Source organism: Pseudomonas sp. PS02303, from assembly GCF_029959925.1.
Taxonomy (GTDB): Bacteria; Pseudomonadota; Gammaproteobacteria; order Pseudomonadales; family Pseudomonadaceae; genus Aquipseudomonas; species Aquipseudomonas mandelii.
In genome coordinates this window covers 1-1,175 of record NZ_JASCOM010000529.1, presented here as the reverse complement: position 1 = coordinate 1,175, position 1,175 = coordinate 1, and the positions used below count along the sequence as shown (strand labels likewise).

The 1,175-nt window shown below is 60.9% G+C and carries 1 protein-coding gene; it reads left to right on the top strand.

Annotation, left to right across the window (positions count from 1 at the left end; all coding sequences use genetic code 11):
• The first annotated feature begins 171 nt into the window (after positions 1 to 171).
• Positions 172 to 1,113 carry an AEC family transporter gene (locus tag QMX98_RS34690; protein WP_010463375.1) on the top strand — a complete coding sequence of 314 codons (942 nt, stop codon included), beginning with the start codon at positions 172 to 174 and terminating at the stop codon, positions 1,111 to 1,113.
• Positions 1,114 to 1,175 lie beyond the last annotated feature (62 nt).

The window sequence follows — 1,175 nt, the reverse complement described above, 5'->3', positions numbered from 1 at the left end:
AGCTTGCTCCCGCTGGGGCGCGAAGCGGCCTCCAAAATGGGCCTGCTGCGCAGTCCAGCGGGAGCAAGCTCCCTCGCCACAGGTTACTCATCGCCTGCTCGACCAGACGCCAACGTCATGGGTGGCTTATCATTAGCCCCCTAACGACGCCCACCCAAGGTTCCCCCCGGCATGCTGGCTATCTTCCTCGAAACCCTGAACATCACCGCGCCGGTGTTTGCCATGCTGTTTCTGGGGGTGTTGCTCAAGCGCATCGACTGGATCAACGACAACTTCATCCACACCGCGTCGGCCCTGGTGTTCAACGTCACCATGCCGGCGCTGCTGTTTCTGGGCATCCTGCATGCCGACCTGCACGCCGCGTTGCAACCGGCGCTGCTGATCTACTTCTCGCTGGCCACCCTGGCGTGTTTTGCCATCGCCTGGGGCTGGGCGATCTGGAAGTGCCCGCGTGAAGATCGAGGGATTTATACCCAAGGCGCTTTTCGCGGCAACAACGGAGTCATCGGCCTTGCGTTGGCGGCCAGCATGTACGGCGATTACGGGATTTCTCTCGGGGCGATTCTCGCGGCGCTGGTGATCCTGTTTTACAACACGCTCTCGACCATTGTGCTGGCGGTGTACAGCCCGGTGATCAAGTCCGATCCGTGGAGCATCTGCAAAAGCGTGATGGTCAACCCGCTGATCATCAGCGTGTTGGCGGCGGCGCCCTTTGCCTATTTCAAGATCGGCTTGCCGGGATGGCTGGAAACGTCTGGCCAGTACCTGGCGCAAACCACGTTGCCGTTGGCGTTGATCTGCATCGGCGGCACGCTATCACTGGCGGCATTGCGCAAAAGCGGCAAGATGGCGCTCAGCTCAAGTCTGGTGAAGATGATCGGCTTGCCAGTGTTGGCGACGTTGGGGGCATGGCTTTGGGGATTTCGCGGGGCTGAGTTGGGGATTCTGTTTCTGTACTTCGGCAGCCCGACCGCCGCGGCCAGTTTTGTCATGGCCCGCCAGGCCAACGGCAATCATGAACTGGCGGCGGCGATCATCGTGATCACCACGTTGATGGCGGCGGTCACCACCAATGTCGGCATCTTTTTGTTGCAGTGGGGTGAGTGGATCTAGCGTCGGGATTTTCGCTGGTGTCCAGGGCGGGCAAGCCTCGCCCTGTAGGAGCGAGGCTTGCC